A 20,083-nucleotide genomic window follows, 5' to 3' on the forward strand; every position below is an offset into this window, starting at 1 on the left:
GTGTTCCACCTTGCGTTTTTCGCGTTGGGACTAATTCGCCCGACGCTTCCCATCGACGCAATGTATTTACACACGTTCCCAAAATTTTTGCCGCTTCACCTATCTTTACTAATTTCTTTTCCATAAGTATAGATTATTGCAAGTTGTTACTTACCCAACAACAGCACCGCCGATGCCGCCACCGTGATCAAAATGTTGTCATCAATCGGCCCGAATTCGTAGCGTTCAATTACCGTCGCCACTACCGCTGACGCCAATCCCCACAGCGGCATCGCCGGATCAGCTTGTGCGCCGATAAACCAACCCAGCGGCGCACACACCAACAACATAAACACGTTACCGATTGGGCTTTTTGAGCGTTTGCGGATGACGGCGTTGCGCACGATGCCGGTGATGCCGTCGCCAAATGCCATATACAGCGCGGGTAAAATTGCCAGCCATGGATCGTTGAGCAGCCACCACAGCAGCGAAACGGACAGCGCCCACATCAGCGCAAACTTGACATCGTTGCGGTTGTCGCCGGTTTGGAACCAGTAAAAGCGCCAGCCGCTGGCGTGTGCCACATATAGCAGCAACGTCAATAACAACCCGCTCACCAGTGGAAACCAAGGATCGGTAAACACCAGCGGCACCATGATCGAGCCAACGCCGCCGGCAGCCATGTGAACGATTTTGCGGACGTAATAGACCGCCCGAATCGGCTCCATGCCGCGAGCAATCATCCATTGATACGGGAATCGCGTCAGCGCCAGCACTGCCAAAATGTAAACGCTTAAACCTGCTGCCCAAGCGAATTGTGGAGTCATCATGTTAATTGCTCAATTCTGGTGACAAATGAGGTGCAGTCAGATCAATCTATCCGCTACTAAATATCTAACAAAATCTACAAAAGCGTACAAATCTCGCTTTGATATATTCACACCGTCAACGCAAAAGCCATGATGAAACGATGGTCTCACTTTGCTCTGGTGTGTATTTAAGGTCTGGCTGTAACGTGTCCAGACCATGTCTTTCGATACGAAAATGAAGTTTTACACTCTTGAGCTTGGTTTTCGCTCGACGGTTTGACCCCTTCACTTTCTTGGTTAAAGCGTAACACACTTTCACCTAATTTTTTCCATAAGTATAGATTTTAGTAAATATGTATAGATTATTGCAAGCTGTTACTTACCGTACCCAACGTCTGGGCAATCGGCTAGTGTTGTCTCCACTGTTCACTGCTGACTCACGCCACGCATTCCATGACCACTCATCCACCCGTCCGCGCTTATCTCGCGCTCGGTTCCAACCTCGATCCCCAACGCCATATTCCACTCTGTTTGCAACGCCTGCGTGACCTGCCGCTGACCTCCGACTGGCAAGAATCAGCGTGGTATCTCACGCGACCTTGGGGCGGCATCGCCCAGCCCGACTTCATCAATCTGGTCGTGGGCGTCACCACGCAACACTCCGCGCTGGATTTACTCGCCGCCTTGCAACAGATCGAACATGATTTGAACCGAGTGCGTGAGCTGAAAAACGGCCCGCGCACGATTGATATTGATGTGCTGTTGTTTGGCGAGCTGGTGTTAGACACGCTCCAATTGCAGGTGCCGCATCCGGGGCTGCTGGCGCGGGATTTCATGTTGCTGCCGCTGCTGGAGATTGCGCCAGCAGTGCGGCATCCCCTTGATCAGCGCCCGTTATCGCAGTTGGTCGAAGGCATTGCGCATCATCAAATCCTGTCACGCTTGACCGCTCCTGCCGCGCTGCCAACGGTGTTAATTCCAAAATGAGACAGTAAAATGCGTACAGCTTTGATTCTGCCATCTATTAAGTCTCGGATTTCCCTCAAATGATGTGTGCATTTACCCGCCCCTTGCTGTGGTTATTCCTGTGCGCGTTGGCACCACTCGCCAGCGCCGCACCCGCGCCAGCGTTGCCGACGCTGCCAGAACTGCCTGCGCGTGGTTATTTATTGGTTGATTTTCACAGCGGCAAAACGCTGGTCGAAAAGAACGCTGATGAACGCCTCGAACCCGCCAGCTTGACCAAGATCGTTACCGCTTACGTCGTGTTCCGTGAAATTGCCGCTGGCAAAATCAAACTCAGCGATGAGGTGTTGATTAGCGAGCGAGCATGGCGCACTGGCGGCTCTAAAATGTTTATTCAGGTCGGGACGCGGGTGAAGATTGAAGACCTGCTGAAAGGGATGATGATTCAATCCGGCAACGATGCCGCGATTGCGCTGGCGGAACACGTCGCCGGCAGCGTCGAAGCGTTCGCCAATTTGATGAACGATCACGCGCAGCGGTTGGGCATGACCGCCAGTCATTACACCAATCCCAACGGCTTGCCCGATCCTGAGCTGTACACCACCGCCCGCGATATGGCGCGAGTGACGTTGGCGCTGATTCGGGAATTTCCTGAGTATTACGCTTGGTACAGCAACCGCGATTTCACCTACAACAAGATCACACAGCAAAACCGCAATCCGCTGCTGCGGCGCGATCCCAGCACCGACGGCGTCAAAACTGGCTACACCAAAGCCGCTGGCTATTGCCTGATTGGTTCTGCCAAACGCAACACGATGCGCTTGATTTCGGTCGTGCTCGGCACGGCAAGCAATAAAGCGCGGGCGGATGCGAGTTTGGCGTTGCTCAATTACGGCTTCCGCTTTTATGAAAATCATCTGCTGTATCCGGCGCAGCAGCCGATCCTGACCTTGCGGGCGTGGTACGGCAATGTGACGGAGCTGCCGGTGGGGCCGCTGTCTGATGTCGCCGCTACCATTCCGCAAGGGCTGTATGACAAGTTGACGGCGCGGCTGGAGAAAACCTCCGACTTCGTCGCGCCGATTGCCAAGGGCGCAGCAGTTGGCGATGTCGTGATCACGCTGGGCGAGGAGGAATTGGTGCGAATGCCGGTGGTGGCGCTGGAGGAGATCACGGAAGGCAATTTATGGCGGCAAGCCGTTGATACCGTGTTGAAGCAGTTTTCCGCCCATGACTGAGCCTGACGCCATTCCCGCATCATTGCTGACGTTTCCGTGCAGCTTTCTGATTAAAGCGATGGGGCTGGCCGAGCGCGGCTTGGAGGCGGTCGTGCTGGACATCATCAGCCGTCACGTCACGGCGGTGGATGCCAACGCGCTGACGGTGCGCCCCAGTCGCGGCGGTAAATGGATCGCCGTCACCGTCACCATCGACGCGCAGAGCCGGGCGCAGCTTGATGCGATTTATCAGGAACTCACGGCGCATGAGTTGGTGGTGTGGGCGCTGTGACGACGCCAGCTCCGCCACTCGTGCGGCACTTCAGCGGGTTGCAAGAGTACGTCGCCACGGTTGACGCGATGCGCGAGTGGACGGCGCAGCGCCAGCCGGATACTGCTGATGAACTCTGGCTTTTGGAACACGCGCCGGTGTTCACCTTGGGGCTGGCGGGACGACACGAACATCTGCTCGCGCCGGGCACGATTCCGGTGGTGCAGTCAGATCGCGGTGGACAGGTGACGTATCACGCGCCGGGACAGTTGATTGCGTATGTGCTGCTGGATTTGCGCCGCACGTCGCTGGGCATCAAGCGGCTGGTGACGCTGTTGGAACAAAGCGTGATTGAGCTGCTCGCCGCCGACGGCATCAGCGCCAGCCGGCGGGAAGGAGCGCCCGGCGTGTATGTTGCCGATGCCAAGATTGCGGCGCTGGGTTTGCGGGTGCGGCACGGCTGCACGTTGCACGGGCTGGCGCTCAATGTGGCGTTGGATTTGGAGCCGTTCACGCGGATCAATCCGTGTGGCTACGCCGGGCTGCGGGTGACGCAACTGGCAGATTTGGTGACGAGACCGGTGGACGTTGCCAGCGTGGGCGCGGCGTGGGCGAGCGGATTTACGGCGTTGTTCACGGCTGCTGGCGCGAGATCAAACGCTGCGTCAAATCAACAGCATTCTTCTTCAACTTGCTCCAGCAACTCCAGCGCGTCGGTCTGCTCATAAGCGGCGAATAATTCGCGGATGGCGTTGACCTGACTGCCCACAAAATACAACTCATCGTGACCACGCTGCGCATTTTCTGCCAGCTTGACCGTGAAGTATTGCTGCCAAAGCGACGGTGCTGGCGCGGCTAAACAGGCGCGAATGGTGGCGACGAGACGGCGGGCGTGGTCATCGCAGGCGATGCCCTCAAAGCTGAGATAACGATCAGGAGCGGGTGCAGAGCAGGTCACGTCAAATCCTCGGTGGTTGTGGGTGGCAAAGCGAAGCACCAATTTTATCGCTGCGTCAGTGCGGCTGCGCCAGCCACGTTGTGATCCAGTTGGCAGTTTCAGACGCTGCCGGTCACAATACGGAAACTTTTTCACTTTTCCTTTCACTTTTCGCTGTGCTGAGAACAACAACAATGCTGCAAAAAATCAAACGCTTTTTCACGTCGTTATTACCAGTCGATGCGCAACGGCGGGGGAGTTGCAACCGCTGCGGAGATTGCTGCAAGTTGCCATATCCCTGCCCGTTTCTGCGCTTTGATGACGAAGGCTTGAGCAGTTGCTCCGTCTATCATTTTCGTCCGCCGAGCTGCCGCAAATATCCCCGCGTCGCGGCTGAAAATCTGACCCCGCAGACCTGCGGGTTCTTTTTTGTCGCACCCGAACAAATCACCTATCGCCCGTCGCCCAGCTTTGAGCCAGCGCCGGCGACGGCGCGGGTGTTGGCAACCGAAGAATCGCTGTAAATAAGTGTTACATCATGCCGCCGCGCACCAACTGCGCGGCGGCATTTTTATTGCCTATTCAACGAGATACGCTTGGCGCTGCACCTGTTCCAGCACCGCTAAATCCACCCAACTCGCCGCGCCAAGTGCGCCGCGCAGCACCCGCACCGCTTGCCCCGGCTCGCCCAATTGATCGACCACCAACGGCACCTCGCCAAACGACTGCGCAGCGGTGTAATCATTCACCGTCACCACCACCGCTTTTAAGCCCGCCGCCAACGCCGCTCGCGCCCCGTTATCAGAATCCTCCACCGCCACGCAGTCTTCCGCCCGCAGCCCCAACGCATTGAGCGCCAAGGTAAAAATATCTGGTGCCGGTTTTTTAGCGGGTACGACATCGCCCGCCGCAATCACTTCAAACCAATCGCGCAGCCCAGAGATGCCACAATTATCAAGCAATTCAACGACATTTTCTGGCGTCGTCGTGGTCGCAATCGCCAGCCGAATGCCCGCCGCTCGCGCCTCACGCAGCAGCCGCGCCACACCCGAACGCAGCGGAATCGCGCCGGTTTGCAAGAGCTTGACGTAATGCTGCGTTTTGGCGCGATGCAGCCCGGCAATTAACGCCTCCGTATCAACTGCCGGATCAAATGCAATACCATCGCTATCCATAAAATAACGAATGCGTTCTTTACCGCCGGTGACAGTCAATAATTCACCATAACGCGCAATATCCCAATGCCAAGCGAGTTGCGCAGCGTCAAATGCCGCATTAAATGCGGGGCGATGTCCATCGCGTTCAGTATCGGCGAGCGTACCATCAACATCAAAAATAATGGCTTTTAATCCAGACATCAGTGCTATTCCTCGCAGAATATAAACCGAATTAAGCGGTTAAACGGCGGTATTTCAAACGATGCGGTTGATCGGCATCAGTACCCAAACGGCGATGACGATCCGCTTCATAATCAGCGTAATTCCCTTCAAACCAAGTGACCTGTGAATCGCCCTCAAAAGCCAGAATATGCGTGGCAATGCGATCTAAAAACCAGCGATCATGGCTAATCACAACTGCGCAGCCGGGAAAGGTTAATAACGCCTCTTCTAAAGCGCGGAGTGTTTCAATATCTAAATCATTGGTTGGCTCGTCCAATAACAAAAGATTGCCGCCACTCTTTAATAACTTGGCGAGATGAACCCGATTGCGCTCGCCACCAGATAAATCACCGATGCGCTTTTGTTGATCGCCGCCCTTGAAATTAAAGCGTCCGCAATACGCCCGCGATGGCATTTCATAGCGCCCGACGATGATGGTATCTAAACCATCTGAAATTTCTTCCCAGATGGTTTTATTATCATCCAGCGCGTCGCGGCTTTGATCGACATACGCAATCTGCACCGTTTCGCCAATCCGCAATTCACCTGCGCAGGGTTGTTCTTGTCCGGTTAATAAGCGAAAGAGCGTGGTTTTGCCTGCGCCATTCGGGCCGATGATGCCGACAATGCCACCCTGCGGTAGATTAAACGAGAGATTCTCATATAACAGGTTGTCGCCGTAGGCTTTTTTGAGATCGGTCGCCTCAATCACCAATTCACCTAAACGTGGGCCGGGTGGAATATAAATCTCGTTGGTTTCATTCCGGGCTTGGAATTCCTGCGATTGCAATTCATCAAATCGTGCCATCCGCGCCTTGCTTTTAGCGTGACGCCCTTTGGGATTGGCGCGTACCCATTCCAATTCTTGCTTCATGGTTTTAATGCGCGCTTGTTCCTGCTTTTGTTCTAATTCCAAACGCTGTTCTTTTTGATCGAGCCAAGAAGAATAATTGCCTTCCCAAGGAATGCCGTAGCCGCGATCCAATTCGAGAATCCAACCGGCGACATTATCGAGGAAATAGCGGTCGTGGGTGACGGCGACGACGGTGCCGGGGTATTCGTGGAGAAACCGCTCCAGCCACGCGACCGATTCGGCGTCCAGATGGTTGGTGGGTTCGTCAAGCAGCAACATGTCGGGTTTTGACAACAGCAGCCGACACAGCGCGACGCGCCGCCGTTCGCCGCCAGACAATTTGGTCACATCGGCATCCCACGCGGGCAGGCGCAGCGCGTCGGCGGCAATCTCCAGCGTCCGCTCTAAATTGTGCCCGTCGGTGGCTTCAATCAGGTTTTCCAGCTCGGCTTGTTCCTGCGCCAGCGCGTCAAAATCGGCGTCGGCGTCGGCATAAGCGGCATACACCGCATCCAGTCGCGCCAGCGCAGCGGTGATATGACCGAGCGCCTCTTCGACGTTACCGCGCACGGTTTTGGCGGGATCAAGCTGCGGCTCTTGCGACAAATAGCCAATCTGGATGCCGGTTTGCGGACGCGCTTCGCCTTCGATGTCGGTATCGAGACCGGCCATGATTTTCAGCAGCGTGGATTTGCCGGAGCCGTTCAAACCCAGCACGCCGATCTTTGCGCCGGGATAAAACGATAGCGAGATGTCACGCAGGATGACGCGCTTGGGTGGCACGATTTTGCCGACCCGGTTCATGGTGAAAATGTATTGAGCCATTGTCCGTTACTGCTTGATTTATCAGATGAAATAATGAACACGCGGGCATAAAACCAGCGTTTCACGGTGCATTGACATTCTGCGCTGGGCGGGGCGCAAAGTCCAAAACGCTCACCGGCGCGAGCGCGGTCGTTGTTTATCGGGATTGCGCAGCAGGACATACACCGCGCCGGTGCCGCCATCGCGTCGCGTGGCCGAGCAAAACGCGAGCACTTGCTCAGATTGGCGCAGCCAGTGATTGATGCCCTGTTTGAGTACGGGCTGGGCACCAGCGGAACGGTAGCCTTTGCCGTGAATGATGCGGGCGCAGCGGATGTGACGGCGGGCGCATTCGGCGAGAAATTCGGCGATCAATTGACGGGCGTGTTCGGCATAAAGTCCGTGCAAATCGACTTCTAATTCCACCTCAATTGCGCCGCGTTGCAGCTCGGCAACCACGCGATGTTGAATGCCGGGTCGCGCAAACAGCAAATAATCGTGGGTGGTAACGGCGGCGAGCTGATGGCTGAGTGCTGGCGCATCAGCGGGCGGCGACAAGTCGGGCGGACGCGGATACGGCGCTGGTTTGGGACGCTCTGGCACCATCGCCGGGCTGGGGGTCAGCGGCGTGGCATCCGCCATTTGCTGGCGAAACAGTTCCAAATCATCAGCGCAAAAAGGGCGGTTCATGGCGGGTGTCAGTGCGTCAAACCAATTGGGGCGCTGCGTCTAGCGACGTTGCGCGGGTAGCCGTCAATTCACTCAGATGGCTATGCGATAATCCCACATTCTGCAATTTTTGAGTGAAAACTAAAGAGGCTATCCATCATGTCAAGGTTGTCAGTATTGCGTTTCCGGCGCTGGATTGTGTTGGCATTACACCTGCGCCAACGGGGGCGAATACTCCTTATCACCCTGTTGCTAGGGCCATTGTTACTGAGCAGCGCCGCCTGTGCCGCGCAGCAGCGCGAGGAATTGACGCGCCCGGCGCTGGAGAATTTCTCGCAAGCGCCTTCCAGCTCCAGTTTTAATGAAGAAGAGTTTTCTGTTATTGAGCCAGAACCGCGCCGCAATAGCGCCCCGCCCATTACTCACGGCGATCTCTATTTGCAATCTGGCAGTGCGTTAGTAATGGATGAATCCGGCAATCGCTTGTATTCCAAAAACGCGCAACAGATTAAACCAATTGCGTCTGTCACCAAATTGATGACGGCAATGGTGGTATTAGATGCGGGCGTTCCGATGGAGCCAAGAATTGAAATTACCGAAGCAGATCGGGATCGTTTACGCAATAGCAGTTCCCGCTTGCGCATTGGCGAGGCGGTATTAACCCGCCGGGAAATGTTAATGGCGGCGTTGATGTCATCTGATAATCGCGCTGCGCACGCGCTGGGGCGCACCACCTTTCGCGGTGGAATGCCCGCCTTTGTGCGAGCCATGAATCAAAAAGCGAAATCGCTGGGAATGCACGACAGCTATTTTGCTGACTCCAGCGGTTTAGATGCGCGGAATCGTTCCTCGGCAGAAGATTTGGTGAAAATGGTAAAAGCTGCGGGCACTTATCCATTCATTCGCAAAACGACTTCCACTGGCGAAACGACGCTGTATCCGTTTGCAAATCAGAAGCCGCTGTTATATCGCAATACCAATTCTTTGGTGCGTAACCCAGAATGGACGATTGAAGTGAGTAAAACGGGATTTATCAATGAAGCGGGGCGCTGTTTAGTGATGCAAACGCGCATTGGCGAGCGCCGGTTTTATGTGGTCTTTTTAGAAGGCGCAAATAAATCAGTGCCGCTCGGTGATGCCAATCGTGTGCGCGATTGGTTGTTAAAACGCTCACAAAAAACCGCAGCGCGATAGTTTTAGCGGGCACCGCTTTTTTTTATTAAGGAAACGCTGAATAATTTCCTAATTGCCAAACCGCAATCAAGCACATTAAAGGCTTGTGACGGAAGATACCAAAAATGGCATTTAATCAGTGTTTCCTTAAATGACCTTGTTGGGATATTGATTTACCGTTGCCGCATCATGTCTTAAAAACTGCGGTGCAGGCAGATATGGATAAGCAAAATCAATTGCTGCTTGATAATGTGGATGCCGATGAATAGCCATGATCAATAACTTGCAGCAGCATTGTCATTTGGTTAATGGATGTTTATCGCGTGCCACAGCAAGGGTTTTCTGTTTAATCAATTGCAATAGTGCGATTGGTTGTTAAAACGTCTATAAAACCCGCGGCACGTTAAACTCAGCCGCCGTTATGAATGTGACGAAAAAAAGCCCGACTGCGGGGTTTTTTAACTGTTTTATTCACTGCGATGACGCGCATCTTATTTAGGAATCGCCAATAAAAACCTTTTGCATTTTGAGCCATTCTCGTAAAGCCTCATTCATGCGCGTTTGCCAACCGGGTCCTGTCGCCTGAAATGCCTCCACGATATCCGCATCGTAGCGGACAGTGAGCAAACGTTTTTTCTGTTTTGCGGGTGGGTGACCACGCTGGATGATAGTTTGAGCCGCTGCTGCGCAATCAGCGAATGTGACTATACGCTCACCAATCATCGGTGTTGCATTCTCAAAAAACACAGATGTCAATTCCGGTGCATCATCGGAGTCGATCCACTCGTTTGGCGTAGTTGTTAATTTCACGTTCATTGGCTTTTCTCATACTGATGATGCGACGCGCCTCGCCGCGTGGTGTCCAAACGATAATAACCCAACGTTGATCTAGTAGACCGAAGGTAATAAACCGTGGCTCGCCATACTCAAAGCGATCATCACGCCAGTTGAGCAATGGTCCTGCAAACACTTCGCCAGCACGGGCGAAATCTAAACCGCGTTCATTTAGAGTTTTTTGATGTTTTATCGAATCAAATTCAATTTGCATTGTTTCAACAGAGATCGGCAAAGGTTATATCGCTACATGAAACCATTTCACAATGTTAATTTGCCAATTCAATTTCACGCAGACCACTAAATGGTTATCGCGGCAGTGCCAATAAAAACCGTCCGGCATTGACTAATTGCCGGCGCAGCAATTTCCAATTTTCGGTCGGATGACGCGCTTCCTGACAGCGCAATAAACGCAAGCGTTGCGCCCGATCTAAATGATTGAGCACCGTCACCCACAAGGTATCGTCAACGTTATAAGTGCGCCCTTCGGCGAGACAAACCGGAATCACGTTAGCAATCGGCACTTCTAAATCGGTCGCCAAGGCGCTCACAGCGGTTTGAATACTCATGGTTTTCAGGTCGTCGGCAGCGGCGGTGAGATCGTAAGGCGGTTGCCATTCGCGCAGCGGACGCAGGCGGTCGATGTGGCTGACGACCACCAGCAGCGGCGGCGCCGAACGTTTCAAGTGCTGCACTTGCGCCGCTCGCAGGGCATCGAGAATGTGGCGCTCGGTTTGGCGATCTGGGCAATGCGCGGCAGTGACCCACAAAATCATATCCGCCTGCGCTGCCGCATCCCGCACGCTGGCGGGCGCTAACCGTTCCACGTCCGGGCTGTCAAAAATCAACGCTTCATCCAAACCATCTCGCTGTAACCGATACGGCGTGAGTGCCCGCGTGGTGTTGGGCAGCAAATCGGTGGACGCTTGCAACTGTCCAAATAACGCATTGATTAAACTGGATTTACCGGCATTAGCGCGTCCTAAAACCAAGATGCGCAGCGGTTCAAGCGTTTCGTGCTGCGCTTCCTGCACCGCGTCGGCTTGATGCAGATCGTGCGTTGATGCCGCCGTGCGTTGAGGAAATTGCGCCGGTGAGCTGATGTCCACCGGCAGCGGACGCCCGCCATATAACGCGATGGCGTGTTTACCGACCAAGCGCACCATTTCGCGCAGCAGCCAGCCAGAAAACTCTTGCTGCGCCAGCCGCATCCCTTGCGTCCGCGCCTCGCCCCACAGCGTCATCATCGCCGCTTGCAGCGGGTTAAACACCCATTGCCCGGCGCGATACAGCCCCAGCAATTTCTCCGCAAACGGTTTCCAGCGATACAACCGCGCCAGCGTGCCGAGCTTGAGTTGATGACTAAACGGGATGTTGTTGGCCAGCAGCATCCGCAATTCCCGCGTTGCCTGCTCCACAATCAGCAGCGTGTGCGGCAGCGTCAGTTCCAACACGGGATCGGCAACGTCGGGATGAAATTGCTGCGCCACTCGCGTCAAAGTTTGTCGCGCCAGCGCCGGCACCGTGTTTTGCGCCTCCAGCGGCCATTCCGCCGGATCAAGCTGCGCCGCAAACGTTTCCACCTCCGCCCAAGCCGCTGCCTCTTTGCTGCTCCAAGCGAGATCGGGCTGGGTGTGGGTTTTTTCCAACAGCCGCTGCTCGCGCCGCCTCAACCAATGTTGCAAGCCATAGCCGCAGCCGGCGCTCACAACGAGAAATGCGCCCCATGTCAACAGCAATTGCTGTTGATACAGCCACAGTCCGCCCAATCCCATCAATCCAAAAAAAGGCAGCAGCCATAACAGCAGCGCCAGCAGCCAACCATGTTCGAGGAGCTTCATTATTGTTTGCCGTCAGTATGATTTGCGCGGAGTGTCAACGATTTTTACACTGCGAAAATGCCTTTTTAGACCTGCGCCGTTGAAGGCATAACGTATTGATTTTTATCAAAATGCGATGATGCGCCGCACAAAGTGGATTTCAGTAAAATCAAGTAGTTAGGTGTCAAGCTGCGTCAGCAGCGCCATGATAAAAAGCTGGTTTCAAGCCAATTGTGTCGAAGTTTTTTACACACTCCACACGCAAAAAGTCGAAAAATTTTACAATCTTGTCTCACCCAAACCAACCCAGTTGTTATAACTCATTGAATTATTAAATAAAAAATATTTGGCATGATTTTAGCTGGGATGTGCCTGATTTTCGAGGCTCTTCTTAAAAACAAATCAGGATTATCTCATGCGTAAATTATCGACCTTAGCACTCGCCACCACCTTCATTTGTGGCAGCTTCTTTGCCGCCAGCTCGTTAGCTAGTCCTGTGAACATCACAGAGATAACTGTTTACGGTGGATCTTATAATTATGCGACAGCAATATTTAATGGGAGCGGTCAATCTTGGACTACTAAACCAGCTGGCGGCTGGATTCTTGGTGTAACCGCTACTTCAACTGGACCTCTGCTAAATAACCCAAACAAATCAATTTCGATTCCTTTAGGACAAGATTATTGGCTCTATGCTGAACCAACTACTATCGGCAGTGCTGCTCAAATCAATATCACAACGAGCAATGGTTTTAATTTTAGAAGTGTTTTTGCTGTTAGCGGAGCTCGAGGAACCGAATCTGCGTGGACTCTTCTTAAAGGGGATCCTAATTTTCAATTAGGATGGGCAGTAGGCACTGCAAACAAAGTCGGAGGATGGTATAGCATACCTAACCCAATTAGTTCTTTGAGTAGTAACGATTATTACATGCACTTAGTTTCAGTGCCGTCTACTTCGGTGTCCGAACCCGCCACCCTCGCGCTGTTGACTCTCGGCTTGACTGGTCTGGGTGTTGCCCGCCGCCGCAAGAGTTAAACCATTTCGTCCTGAGCGGCGAACGCTTGATTCAACGTTAGCCAGCCGCCGCGCTTCTTTCCGAAACGCGGCGGTTTTTTCTGGCTCCCACGCTCCAGCATCGCGTCTCAATTTAGGAATCAAATGATGAAACGCACACTGCTTGCCGCACATAAAAACCGCCTGCTGTCCACCACGATGATCCATGCAACCAATGCCGTCTCTCGCCGTTTCGCGGCTCTCGCTTTATTTGCGCTTGTCTCGCTACCGACTCACGCCGCACTCGTCGTGTCGTCTTCCGCCTATACCTATTCGCAGACTTTTGACAGCCTGCCGAACTCTGGCACCAGTCTGACTTGGACTAACGATTCCACGCCACTCACGGGCTGGAACCTGTTTAATTCCACTGGTGCCGCGATCACCACCTACAGTGCCGACAGTGGCAACAGCAATGCCGGTGGATTCAAGAGCTTCGGAGCCAGCACCGACCGCGCCCTCGGCGGCATTGGTGCTGGCACTAACTACTTCGGTAACCCCGCCCCCAGCGCAGTCGCCGGCTGGATCGCTGTCTCCTTCGCCAACTCCACCGGCAGCGCCTTGTCGGGCTTTGACCTCAGTTTCGATGGCGAACAGTGGCGCAACGGGGGCGGAACCAACGCGGTGGCCCAGACGATGGCTTTGCAGTACGGCATCGGCGCGACCTTCGCTGGTGTGTCCACCTGGACTGCGCCCGGCGGCAACTTTGATTGGACATCCCCGGTTGCAACGACTACGGCAGCGCTCGTTGATGGCAATGCTGCGGGCAGCGTCGCCGGACGTGGCGGCAGCGTCTCGCTCGACTGGACTGCCGGAAGTACGCTGTGGATTCGTTGGATTGAAAATAACGACATCGGCAACGACCACGCCCTCGCAATCGACAACCTGACCTTCAGCGTTAGCGCCCCGAGCAACTCCAACAGCGTGCCGGTACCGAGCAGCATTGCGCTACTGTTGGCTGGGGTTTGGGGGCTGGGTTGGGCAAAACGGCGGCAAGTGAGAAGTTGACGAGTCGTAGTTGGGTTGCCGCTGTTAGCAAACCCAACGCACTTCCGCCAACATCATCGTAATCGGATTAAACGTTAGCCAGCCGTCATCGCAAAAGCGAGGCGGTTTTTTTATGCCTTACGTTATGAGAATGCGATGCTGCGAGTTGGGCTGCTTGCCAAATTTTGCTCGGTATGATTTGCGCGGAGTGTCAACGATTTTTACACTGCGAAAATGCTTTTTTAGACCTGCGCCGTTGAAGGGATAACGTATTGATTTTTATCAAAATGCGATGATGCGCGGCACAAAGTGGATTTCAGTAAAATCAAATAGTTAGGTGTCAAGCTGCGTCAGCAGCGCCATGATAAAAAGCTGGTTTCAAGCCAATTGTGTCGAAGTTTTTTACACACTCCACACGCAAAAAGTCGAAAAATTTTACAATCCTGTTTCACACAAGCTAACCCAATTGTTATAATTCATTGAATTATTAAATAAAAAATATTTGGCATGATTTTAGCTGGGATGTGCCTGATTTTCGAGGCTCTTCTTTACTATCAAATTTGGGAGTTACACCATGAAACGTATGATGAACAAAAAACACTTGATCACCACGGCGTTACTTTTGGGAATAGGCGCGAGTTTCACTGCCTCCGCAGGCGCTCTTTACACGATCACGGACATCGGCGTACTCGGAGGAACGGGAACAAGCATGGGTTATGGCGTGAACAACAGCGGGCAGGTGACAGGACAATCTAATAAGTACGCCTTCCTGTGGAGTGCCGCTACCGGAATGCAACAGCTTTCCGACACTTACAACCTCAGCGGATACGCCATTAACAATCGTGGGCAGGTCGCAGGAGGTGCGTCAATTAGTGGTTCCATGTTTCTATGGGATACCACCGGCACACACACTCTACCCGGTACAGGTCATGCCAGCGACATCAATGATAGCGGTCAGGTGGTGGGACGATCCAACGATGGCGGTTTTCTGTGGGATAGCACCAATAACACGATGCAAATGATCTCTGGTGCATCCGCGGCATCTGGCATTAGTAACAATGGGCAGATAGTAGGAGGAGCGAATAATTCACCTGCCCTCTGGAATGCCGCCGGTACGCTAACAACCCTCGGCACTACGATGGGTATTGCAAATGCCGTTAATGACAATGGGCAGGTGGTTGGTCAACTGAATGATGGTGGCGGGCGGGCTTTCGTAGGAAATGCCTCCACCGGAGTGCAAACTCTCGGCGTTTTAGGCAGTTCTAATGGTTTCAGCTATAGCACGGCATTAGGCATCAGCAGCAGCGGAACGGCAGTTGGTTACTCAACCATTGCGGGTTCTGCAATCCCTTATGCCGCTTTTCTGTGGGATGCCACGAGTGGAATGCAAAACCTCAACACATTGGTTGATCTTAGTGGTTGGAGCGTACTCGGCATGGCAAATGCCATTTCCGACAACGGCAAATACATTACCGGCGTTGGCATGACCGCAAATGGCCAATCTCATGCCTTCCTCTTAACGGCGCTCTCTAACGCCGACGACACTGCCGATGTCCCCGAACCCGCCACCCTCGCGCTGTTGACCCTCGGCTTGACTGGTCTGGGTATCTCCCGCCGCCGCAAGAGTTAAACCCTCGTTATCTAATTCGAGATAGATGCTCGTCGCGTATCTGTCGCCAAAAACAAAAACCGCCGCCTTTCCCCACCGGAACGCGGCGATTTGCATGATGATTGCAAGTGTCCATATTTTTTACAGCAGTCAGCCAGCAGCCAACCATGCTCAAAGTACTTCATTATTTTTTCCGCTGGCACAATGGCTGGCGAGCACCGTCCCGCCGTGAATAAGCTGTGAATTGAACACCTCGCGCAACGTCTCCGCCTCACAAGTCTGTCCCAACAGGCGGCGCTGAAAATACACATCAGCCGCCTTGCCCAGCGCATAAGTCATGGTCGCGCTGGCGCTGGCACCCCACACCGCCCCCACCGTTTGCCCCAAGCCGGGCACCAATTTGACCAACCAGCGCCCCGCTAATTGCGCCGCATAACTCAAACCGATGCCCACGCCCAATAAACCCAAAAATTCACCGATGGTGCGCTGATCCCAAGGTTGGCGATAAATCTCCGCCACGCTGTGCAGCATCTTGGCTTGCAGCGTCGGCACCGCCACCACATCAACCAGCGGCACCGCGCCCAATGCGCCAGCCGCCAGCGCATAACCGACAATGTGCGGATGACTGGTGCGAGCGTAGAGATCGCGCACCTCGTCACCGCCGTGCAATTGCGCCCACAGATGCTGCTGATAGACCGTTTCAATCACCTGCCACAGCGTCGTTAAACCGTAATCCGCAGGCTGATAACCGTCTTCTGGCAAGGTGAAATCGACCGGCACCCAATGTGGCGCAGCTCCCGCAAAGGTGCCGGCTGCCTCCCGTTGCAGCAGCAGCGCCCGTCCCAAATCCGGCGGCACCGTGCGCGGCCAAGAATCTTCTGTGAAGGGATACGGTTGCGGATGGTCACACTCGGCGGGATACAGATCGTGCAACGTGGTTTGCGCGATCACCAGCGGCCATTCGGGATGACGTTCGCGCACCTCGCGCAGCGCCGCAAAAATCGGCTGGGGATTGGGATCGCTGGCGCGGATCACGCCCAGCAACAGATGCGCTTGCGATTCGCACCAGCGCAAATCATCGCTCGGATCGTAAGCCACCTCGCCCAGCCCGCGTGTATCGAGAAAGCGCACCACCGGCGCGGCTGCCGGAAAATCAAAATAAGCGAGAGTGCGGGTGCAGGGCTGAAAACCGTTGCCAATCAACGCCTCCTCGCTGCCAGTGAGTGCCCGCACGATAGAACTTTTGCCGGCTTGCGTTTTGCCCACCAGCCACACCACCGGCAAAGTGTCCTCACGGCGGGCGCTGGTCAGGGCTTGCTGAAGTTGTGCGGTTTCAAGCTGCGGCGTGAGCAAAACGCGCTGCAAGGTGTCGAAATGCTCAGACCACGCGACATGTTTAGGCCAACTGAAAAAATCTTGAGACACAGGAAACCCTCGCAACAGGTTGAATCAGCTTGCAAAAATGCGCCCGCCCGCAGGCACTGCGCCACCGCCAGATGATCCCATAATTCTGTATTGATTGGAAAAATTGCGCCGCAGTTGCGTCTCACCGCGTCACCAATGGACATAAAAAAAACCCCGTAGCGGCGGGGCTTTTTTATCAACAAAAAACTAAAAAAGTGTTATTGACTACTGCGCATTTGCCCAATTTCATCAAGATGACGTTGTAGTTTTAAGCGATCCAGCGACTGCAATGGCAAACTGACAAACAACGCAATTCGATTTTCTAAACCATGAAAGGCTTGGCGAAACGCCATCATTTGCTCAACTTCAGTTCCTACAACTGCCGCTGGGTCTTCAATACCCCAATGCGCAGTCATCGGTTGACCCGGCCACACTGGACATATTTCAGCAGCAGCATTGTCGCAAACAGTGAATACAAAATCCATTTGCGGCGCATTCGGAACGCTGAATTCTTCCCAACTTTTGCTGCGCAGATGTTCAGTAAGATGGTTATTGCGTTTTAGCACTTCTAATGCCAGCGGATGAACCTCACCTTTTGGCTGGCTGCCCGCACTAAAGCCATGAAAGCGTCCCTTGCCAAGGCGATTGATGAGGCATTCAGCGATAATGCTGCGGGCAGAATTACCCGTGCAAAGGAATAAGATATTGTAATGCGCTTCGGGCATGGCGGCGATCTCAGAAAAATGGCGGCAATTAGAGTTATCGTCGCCAAAAATGATGACCATTTGGTGACGCTTGCGACCTAAAACTAGCACTTTTTAATCATTCAGTCATTGCGCTGTCATTGCCGCGTCACGACCTGCATTTAGGCTCGCACGATTTAACTGCCGTGCTGCCAACGAGACTTTTACCGTGAAAGCGACCCTCACTCTGCGCGACCGCATTGACCAAGTGGTGTTTAACGCGATCTATTCCCGCTCGTTGGTTTATAACACTTGTTGGGAAGACCCAGCGGTGGATCGTCTCGCGCTGGAATTAAAACCAGATGATTCATTACTGGTGATTACCAGTGCGGGCTGTAATGTATTAGATTATGCGCTCGCTGCACCGCGCCGTATTCATGCGGTAGATGCAAATCCGCGCCAAACTGCGTTATTAGAATTGAAATTGTCGGGTATTAAACAATTAGCTTTTGATGATTTTTTTGCGTTATTCGGGCGTGGTGTGCATCCGCAATTCCGCGAGTTGTATTACGATGCGCTGCGCGATGAATTATCACCATTTGCGCAGCAGTTTTGGGATTCGCATCTCCATTGGTTTCATGCGCAACACGGCGGACTGTATTTCCAAGGATTAGCTGGCGTGGTCGCTCGCGCTTTTCGCGCTTATTTGCGGGTGCGTCCGCGTTTGGCGGCTGGCGTTGGCGATCTATTTCAAGCGCAAGCACTTGATGCGCAACGAGAAATTTATGACACGCGAGTGCAGCCGTTGCTGTGGGGCGCGGGGATGAATTGGACGCTGTCGCGCCAGCTCACGATGAATATGTTGGGCGTTCCCGCCGCGCAGCGTCAGCAAGTGCAGGCGCAGCATCAGCACGGCGTCGCCGGTTTTATCCGCGAGGCGGTGGAGTATGTGTTCCGCGAGCTGCCGGTGTGGACGAACTATTTTTGGGCGGTCTATATCAACGGGCGCTATACCGAGAACTGCTGCCCGGAATATCTGAAACGTGATAATTTTCAGGCGCTTAAATCCGGTTTGGCGGAGCGGATCGTGCCGCATACCTGCACCGTGACTGCGTTTCTCCAGTCAACTGAGGAGCGGATGTCGCGCTTCGTGTTGCTCGATCACATGGATTGGATGAGTTCGTATTATCCCGAGGCGCTGGCGGAGGAGTGGAACGCCATTTTGGATCGGGCGACGGCGGAGGCGCGGGTGCTATTTCGCAGTGCGCACGCGGCACCGGATTACCTCAAGTTGATCGCGGTGGGCGCGACGCAGACGCCGCTGCACGAGCGGTTGCAGTTTCACGACCGCTGGGCGCAAGACCTGCAGCGGCAAGATCGGGTGCATACCTACGCGGGTTTTCATGTTGCTGATGTTGTTGGAGTTAGTGCATGAGTGCCGGTGAATTGCAGGTGTTGTGGCGATTGCTGCGCGGACAACCGCAGCACGGCAGCCTTGCCGAGCGGTTGACGGCGTTTTATGCGCCACAGGCGGCACAATACGATGCTTTTCGAGAACGTTTGCTGCATGGTCGCGCCGATTTGATGGCGCGATTAGCACCGCTGCCGGGCGCGAGCGTGCTGGAATTAGGCGCGGGCACGGGGCGGAATGTGGAATTTTTCGGCGAGCGGCTGGCGCAATTGGGGGCGGTGGAATTAGTGGATTTATGTCCGGCATTGCTGGCGCTGGCACGACAACGCACTGCTGATTTGGCGAATGTGCGGGTGATTGAGGCGGATGCGGTGACATATCAATCCGCGCAACTGTTTGATGTGGTTTACTTTTCGTATGCGCTGACGATGATTCCGAATTGGGAAGGGGCGCTGCACAACGCGCTGGCGCTGCTCAAGCCGGGCGGAACATTGGGCGTGGTGGATTTTTATGTCTCAGAAGCGCAACCGACGGCGGGCTTGGTGCGCCACGATGCGTTGACGCGCTGGCTGTGGCCGCGTTGGTTTGGTCACGATGGCGTTCATTTGCAGCCAGCGCAATTGATGACATTGCGGCATTTATTACCTAACCACGAATTGAGCGAGCATCGCGCCCCGGTGCCGTATTTGCCGGGAGTGCGGGTTCCGTATTACGTTTTTGTGGGATGGAAACCAATTTAATTGGTGGTAAGCACTTTCAACGTTGACACTGCCATTAAACAATTACAGTCGAATTTGATTGTCATTAAATTGAAAGTGATGCCCGACTAACAGCCGGGGCATCATTCAATTGACAGTTGATCAATCACGCTATATCACATCAAAATGAGCGGCAGTTAATACCACACCGGTCGGTTGAATGAGCGCGAATTGTTGCGCAGTGCCAGTGCCACTTCCATCCGCATCGTAATACAGCGCACCATCTTTACTGTTATACACAATACGATCATCGGCCTCTGCCGCTTTGCCGGTGGTGTTAATACAGAAGGCTGTGGTATCCAGAACACCAATACGACCTAATCCAGCAAACGCAGCGCGTTCTATAGTTGTCCGCAAAACTAACCATACAGCACCCAAGGCACGAACTGTTCTATCCAGCCCTTGGCATAGCTTGATGATTTGCTGAATACAGCCCAAGAATCAGAGATGACTGACTTTAAGTACTCAT

At 53.8% G+C, this 20,083-nt stretch carries 24 protein-coding genes; 11 read left to right on the top strand and 13 right to left on the bottom strand.

The annotated features are described in order from the left end of the window. The coding region (locus tag CKO12_RS12240; RefSeq protein ID WP_200152819.1) for a MerR family DNA-binding transcriptional regulator at positions 1–124 on the bottom strand (124 nt) is incomplete at its 3' end. A 22-nt stretch (positions 125–146) separates the two neighbouring features. Beyond that, positions 147–809, bottom strand: coding sequence for a hypothetical protein (locus tag CKO12_RS12245; protein WP_200155022.1), 663 nt, complete (start codon positions 807–809; stop codon positions 147–149). A 432-nt stretch (positions 810–1,241) separates the two neighbouring features. Between CKO12_RS12245 and folK the strand changes: the two genes are divergently transcribed. From folK to lipB, 4 genes are read left to right on the top strand one after another with little or no spacing between them, the layout of a single operon-like run. After that, a complete protein-coding gene (folK, locus tag CKO12_RS12250; RefSeq protein ID WP_200155023.1) occupies positions 1,242–1,775 on the top strand; it encodes a 2-amino-4-hydroxy-6-hydroxymethyldihydropteridine diphosphokinase in 534 nt (177 codons plus the stop codon). Positions 1,776–1,834: 59 nt separating this feature from the next. Continuing rightward, positions 1,835–2,992 carry a D-alanyl-D-alanine carboxypeptidase family protein gene (locus CKO12_RS12255; protein ID WP_420826842.1) on the top strand — a complete coding sequence of 386 codons (1,158 nt, stop codon included), beginning with the start codon at positions 1,835–1,837 and terminating at the stop codon, positions 2,990–2,992. Continuing rightward, the gene (locus tag CKO12_RS12260) at positions 2,985–3,263 is read left to right on the top strand and encodes a YbeD family protein (protein WP_200155024.1); all 279 of its coding nucleotides are present in this window, start codon (positions 2,985–2,987) and stop codon (positions 3,261–3,263) included. Before CKO12_RS12255 ends, CKO12_RS12260 begins: the two co-directional genes overlap by 8 nt. After that, positions 3,260–3,970, top strand: a complete 711-nt coding sequence (gene lipB, locus CKO12_RS12265; protein WP_200155025.1) for a lipoyl(octanoyl) transferase LipB — start codon at positions 3,260–3,262, stop codon at positions 3,968–3,970. Before CKO12_RS12260 ends, lipB begins: the two co-directional genes overlap by 4 nt. Here the strand turns inward: lipB and cowN are convergent. Next, positions 3,913–4,200, bottom strand: a complete 288-nt coding sequence (gene cowN, locus CKO12_RS12270; RefSeq protein ID WP_200155026.1) for a N(2)-fixation sustaining protein CowN — start codon at positions 4,198–4,200, stop codon at positions 3,913–3,915. The two genes, lipB and cowN, sit on opposite strands and share 58 nt — an antisense overlap. A gap of 173 nt (positions 4,201–4,373) precedes the next feature. On the opposite strand from cowN, the gene CKO12_RS12275 reads away from it, so the two are divergent. Beyond that, positions 4,374–4,703, top strand: a complete 330-nt coding sequence (locus CKO12_RS12275) for a hypothetical protein (RefSeq protein WP_200155027.1) — start codon at positions 4,374–4,376, stop codon at positions 4,701–4,703. Between the two features lie 54 nt (positions 4,704–4,757). Here CKO12_RS12275 and CKO12_RS12280 read toward each other — a convergent pair whose 3' ends face one another. The 3 genes from CKO12_RS12280 to CKO12_RS12290 form a co-directional block, all read right to left on the bottom strand. Then, positions 4,758–5,537 carry an HAD-IA family hydrolase gene (locus CKO12_RS12280; RefSeq protein ID WP_200155028.1) on the bottom strand — a complete coding sequence of 260 codons (780 nt, stop codon included), beginning with the start codon at positions 5,535–5,537 and terminating at the stop codon, positions 4,758–4,760. Between the two features lie 31 nt (positions 5,538–5,568). Next, entirely contained in the window at positions 5,569–7,236 is a 1,668-nt protein-coding gene (gene ettA, locus CKO12_RS12285) for an energy-dependent translational throttle protein EttA (protein WP_200155029.1), read from the bottom strand. Positions 7,237–7,347: 111 nt separating this feature from the next. Continuing rightward, a complete protein-coding gene (locus tag CKO12_RS12290; protein ID WP_200155030.1) occupies positions 7,348–7,905 on the bottom strand; it encodes a Smr/MutS family protein in 558 nt (185 codons plus the stop codon). Between the two features lie 138 nt (positions 7,906–8,043). Here CKO12_RS12290 and CKO12_RS12295 point away from each other — a divergent pair, with 138 nt between their 5' ends. Then, complete coding sequence (locus CKO12_RS12295; protein WP_200155031.1) at positions 8,044–9,078, top strand: serine hydrolase; 1,035 nt, start codon at positions 8,044–8,046, stop codon at positions 9,076–9,078. A 126-nt stretch (positions 9,079–9,204) separates the two neighbouring features. On the opposite strand, the gene CKO12_RS15195 is transcribed toward CKO12_RS12295, so the two are convergent. The 4 genes from CKO12_RS15195 to CKO12_RS12310 form a co-directional block, all read right to left on the bottom strand. Next, the gene (locus CKO12_RS15195) at positions 9,205–9,330 is read right to left on the bottom strand and encodes a hypothetical protein (RefSeq protein ID WP_274599925.1); all 126 of its coding nucleotides are present in this window, start codon (positions 9,328–9,330) and stop codon (positions 9,205–9,207) included. 222 nt (positions 9,331–9,552) lie between these two features. After that, complete coding sequence (locus CKO12_RS12300) at positions 9,553–9,873, bottom strand: BrnA antitoxin family protein (RefSeq protein ID WP_200155032.1); 321 nt, start codon at positions 9,871–9,873, stop codon at positions 9,553–9,555. Beyond that, positions 9,824–10,105, bottom strand: coding sequence for a BrnT family toxin (locus CKO12_RS12305; RefSeq protein ID WP_200155033.1), 282 nt, complete (start codon positions 10,103–10,105; stop codon positions 9,824–9,826). The genes CKO12_RS12300 and CKO12_RS12305 overlap by 50 nt, the downstream gene beginning before the upstream one ends. Positions 10,106–10,199: 94 nt before the next feature. Continuing rightward, positions 10,200–11,732 (bottom strand): GTPase family protein, encoded by a 1,533-nt coding sequence (locus CKO12_RS12310; RefSeq protein WP_200155034.1) that lies wholly within the window; start codon positions 11,730–11,732, stop codon positions 10,200–10,202. Between the two features lie 394 nt (positions 11,733–12,126). On the opposite strand from CKO12_RS12310, the gene CKO12_RS12315 reads away from it, so the two are divergent. From CKO12_RS12315 to CKO12_RS12325, 3 genes are all read left to right on the top strand, one after another. Further along, positions 12,127–12,747: a PEP-CTERM sorting domain-containing protein gene (locus CKO12_RS12315; protein ID WP_200155035.1), complete on the top strand. Its 621-nt coding sequence runs from the start codon at positions 12,127–12,129 to the stop codon at positions 12,745–12,747. 123 nt (positions 12,748–12,870) lie between these two features. Continuing rightward, positions 12,871–13,770 carry a PEP-CTERM sorting domain-containing protein gene (locus tag CKO12_RS12320; protein ID WP_207146364.1) on the top strand — a complete coding sequence of 300 codons (900 nt, stop codon included), beginning with the start codon at positions 12,871–12,873 and terminating at the stop codon, positions 13,768–13,770. 688 nt (positions 13,771–14,458) lie between these two features. After that, the gene (locus CKO12_RS12325) at positions 14,459–15,379 is read left to right on the top strand and encodes a PEP-CTERM sorting domain-containing protein (protein ID WP_207146365.1); all 921 of its coding nucleotides are present in this window, start codon (positions 14,459–14,461) and stop codon (positions 15,377–15,379) included. 150 nt (positions 15,380–15,529) lie between these two features. Here the strand turns inward: CKO12_RS12325 and CKO12_RS12330 are convergent, their stop codons facing one another. Then, positions 15,530–16,783 (bottom strand): YcjF family protein, encoded by a 1,254-nt coding sequence (locus CKO12_RS12330; protein ID WP_338032747.1) that lies wholly within the window; start codon positions 16,781–16,783, stop codon positions 15,530–15,532. Between the two features lie 197 nt (positions 16,784–16,980). Continuing rightward, a complete protein-coding gene (locus CKO12_RS12335) occupies positions 16,981–17,547 on the bottom strand; it encodes an arsenate reductase ArsC (RefSeq protein ID WP_476695833.1) in 567 nt (188 codons plus the stop codon). Positions 17,548–17,674: 127 nt separating this feature from the next. On the opposite strand from CKO12_RS12335, the gene CKO12_RS12340 reads away from it, so the two are divergent. Then, positions 17,675–18,880, top strand: coding sequence for a DUF3419 family protein (locus CKO12_RS12340; protein ID WP_200155038.1), 1,206 nt, complete (start codon positions 17,675–17,677; stop codon positions 18,878–18,880). Further along, on the top strand, positions 18,877–19,596 hold the full coding sequence (locus tag CKO12_RS12345; RefSeq protein ID WP_200155039.1) for a class I SAM-dependent methyltransferase: 720 nt from the start codon (positions 18,877–18,879) through the stop codon (positions 19,594–19,596). Before CKO12_RS12340 ends, CKO12_RS12345 begins: the two co-directional genes overlap by 4 nt. Positions 19,597–19,725: 129 nt before the next feature. On the opposite strand, the gene CKO12_RS12350 is transcribed toward CKO12_RS12345, so the two are convergent. Next, positions 19,726–19,971: a hypothetical protein gene (locus CKO12_RS12350; protein WP_200155040.1), complete on the bottom strand. Its 246-nt coding sequence runs from the start codon at positions 19,969–19,971 to the stop codon at positions 19,726–19,728. Between the last annotated feature and the right edge of the window lie 112 nt (positions 19,972–20,083).

The sequence above is a fragment of the Chromatium okenii genome (assembly GCF_016583745.1).
Lineage (GTDB): Bacteria > Pseudomonadota > Gammaproteobacteria > Chromatiales > Chromatiaceae > Chromatium > Chromatium okenii.

Excerpts from the sequence above, each read along its gene's own strand:
- CKO12_RS12245 (WP_200155022.1), bottom strand. The coding sequence starts at position 809 with ATGATGACTCCACAATTCGCTTGGGCAGCAGGTTTAAGCGTTTACATT.
- folK (WP_200155023.1), top strand. The coding sequence starts at position 1,242 with ATGACCACTCATCCACCCGTCCGCGCTTATCTCGCGCTCGGTTCCAAC.
- CKO12_RS12255 (WP_420826842.1), top strand. The coding sequence starts at position 1,835 with ATGATGTGTGCATTTACCCGCCCCTTGCTGTGGTTATTCCTGTGCGCG.
- CKO12_RS12260 (WP_200155024.1), top strand. The coding sequence starts at position 2,985 with ATGACTGAGCCTGACGCCATTCCCGCATCATTGCTGACGTTTCCGTGC.
- CKO12_RS12275 (WP_200155027.1), top strand. The coding sequence starts at position 4,374 with ATGCTGCAAAAAATCAAACGCTTTTTCACGTCGTTATTACCAGTCGAT.
- CKO12_RS12280 (WP_200155028.1), bottom strand. The coding sequence starts at position 5,537 with ATGTCTGGATTAAAAGCCATTATTTTTGATGTTGATGGTACGCTCGCC.
- ettA (WP_200155029.1), bottom strand. The coding sequence starts at position 7,236 with ATGGCTCAATACATTTTCACCATGAACCGGGTCGGCAAAATCGTGCCA.
- CKO12_RS12290 (WP_200155030.1), bottom strand. The coding sequence starts at position 7,905 with ATGAACCGCCCTTTTTGCGCTGATGATTTGGAACTGTTTCGCCAGCAA.
- CKO12_RS12295 (WP_200155031.1), top strand. The coding sequence starts at position 8,044 with ATGTCAAGGTTGTCAGTATTGCGTTTCCGGCGCTGGATTGTGTTGGCA.
- CKO12_RS15195 (WP_274599925.1), bottom strand. The coding sequence starts at position 9,330 with ATGGCTATTCATCGGCATCCACATTATCAAGCAGCAATTGATTTTGCT.
- CKO12_RS12300 (WP_200155032.1), bottom strand. The coding sequence starts at position 9,873 with ATGAACGTGAAATTAACAACTACGCCAAACGAGTGGATCGACTCCGAT.
- CKO12_RS12305 (WP_200155033.1), bottom strand. The coding sequence starts at position 10,105 with ATGCAAATTGAATTTGATTCGATAAAACATCAAAAAACTCTAAATGAA.
- CKO12_RS12310 (WP_200155034.1), bottom strand. The coding sequence starts at position 11,732 with ATGAAGCTCCTCGAACATGGTTGGCTGCTGGCGCTGCTGTTATGGCTG.
- CKO12_RS12315 (WP_200155035.1), top strand. The coding sequence starts at position 12,127 with ATGCGTAAATTATCGACCTTAGCACTCGCCACCACCTTCATTTGTGGC.
- CKO12_RS12320 (WP_207146364.1), top strand. The coding sequence starts at position 12,871 with ATGATGAAACGCACACTGCTTGCCGCACATAAAAACCGCCTGCTGTCC.
- CKO12_RS12325 (WP_207146365.1), top strand. The coding sequence starts at position 14,459 with ATGGGTTATGGCGTGAACAACAGCGGGCAGGTGACAGGACAATCTAAT.
- CKO12_RS12335 (WP_476695833.1), bottom strand. The coding sequence starts at position 17,547 with ATGGTCATCATTTTTGGCGACGATAACTCTAATTGCCGCCATTTTTCT.
- CKO12_RS12345 (WP_200155039.1), top strand. The coding sequence starts at position 18,877 with ATGAGTGCCGGTGAATTGCAGGTGTTGTGGCGATTGCTGCGCGGACAA.